This window comes from Paenibacillus sp. 2TAB19 (assembly GCF_052115185.1).
Lineage (GTDB): Bacteria > Bacillota > Bacilli > Paenibacillales > Paenibacillaceae > Pristimantibacillus.
The window spans coordinates 1-1311 of the sequence record NZ_JBFRGE010000198.1 but is presented as its reverse complement, the minus strand read 5'-3'; the positions used below and the strand labels follow the sequence as shown (position 1 = coordinate 1311).

Sequence of the window (1311 nt, the reverse complement as noted above, 5' to 3'; positions counted from 1 at the left end):
GGCAAACCTATCGAAAGGTAGGGACGCAAAGCTAAAGGGCCTTCCTTATGATGGCAGCCAGCTACCGAAAGACGGAGCATTTTTTATTTTATTAAATAGTAGGACAAGCATTGGAAAAGCGAATCACGATAAYGGCAAACCTATCGAAAGGTAGGGACGCAAAGCTAAAGGGCCTTCCTTATGATGGCAGCCAGCTACCGAAAGACAGAGCTTTTTTTGTTTTATAACAAGGGACAAGCAGTCCCATGAAACTTTACACGATAACGGCAAACCTATCGAAAGGTAGGGACGCAAAGCTAAAGGGCCTTCCGAAAGATGGCAGCCAGCTACCGAAGGGAGTATTATTCATGCGTAAGTTTGTTCTTATGTTAGCAGTAGCGTTCATCATGATCGCATCGATTAAAGTTACAAGTGCAGAAGCTAGCGAAAACACAACTTGGTTGAACACAGCAAGTTTAGACAAAGGCATTGTATCGGTATCCTACGAAGTAAAGGCTAACGTGAAAACAAAAGTAATGATCGCAAAAGGCGATAATAAATATACATATAACATGACAGCTTCCAAGAAAGTAGAGCAATTCMCGTTGCAACTTGGAAATGGCGATTACACCGTTTCGGTACTTGAGAATACAGAAGGCAACAAGTATAAAGTAGTTAACAAAGAAACAGTTAAGCTTAACCTTGCTAACAACAGCGTGATTTACTTGAACTCGGTACAAAATGTTGCATGGACAAGCTCGAGTCTAGCTATTGTTAAAGCCAAAGAGCTAACAAAAAACAGCAAATCAGACAACGAGAAAGTAAAAGCAATCTACGATTACATCATTAATAACATCAAATATGATTATGATTTGGCAGCTAACATCTCGAATGATTACCTCCCAAGCATCGACAAAACACTTTCGACGAAAAAAGATATCTGCTATGGTTACTCGTCGTTGTTCGCTGCAATGCTTCGTAGCGTAGGAGTTCCTACTAAGCTCGTAATGGGTGACACGGAATATGTGAGTGTGTATCATGCTTGGAACGAAGTGTACATGAACGGTAAATGGGTAGTCATTGATACGACGGTAGACGCTGGCCTAAAGAAGAGCAACAAGAAGTTCGATCTGATTAAAGATGCTTCGAAATATTCGGCAGCAAAACAATACTAGAGAGTTATTAGACACGGTGCTTTGGCATCGTGTCTTTTTTGTTAACTTCTATAATAGAAAACAGTTTAAAGGTTTATATAAAAAGTGCTTGCAATGCTATAGGCGTCTGTGATATATTATCTAAGTCGCCGCTGAAACACACGGCCGACACGAAAGG

1 protein-coding gene and 3 riboswitches are annotated in these 1311 nt (G+C 40.6%); the gene reads left to right on the top strand.

Going from position 1 to position 1311, the window contains the following annotated elements; genetic code table 11:
* Nucleotides 1-69, top strand: a riboswitch (cyclic di-GMP riboswitch). This riboswitch is flagged as partial in the annotation.
* Between the two features lie 54 nt (nt 70-123).
* Nucleotides 124-202: riboswitch (cyclic di-GMP riboswitch) on the top strand.
* A 53-nt stretch (nt 203-255) separates the two neighbouring features.
* Nucleotides 256-334, top strand: a riboswitch (cyclic di-GMP riboswitch).
* Nucleotides 335-347: 13 nt separating this feature from the next.
* On the top strand, nt 348-1154 hold the full coding sequence (locus tag AB4Z33_RS30945; protein ID WP_442053576.1) for a transglutaminase domain-containing protein: 807 nt from the start codon (nt 348-350) through the stop codon (nt 1152-1154).
* Nucleotides 1155-1311 lie beyond the last annotated feature (157 nt).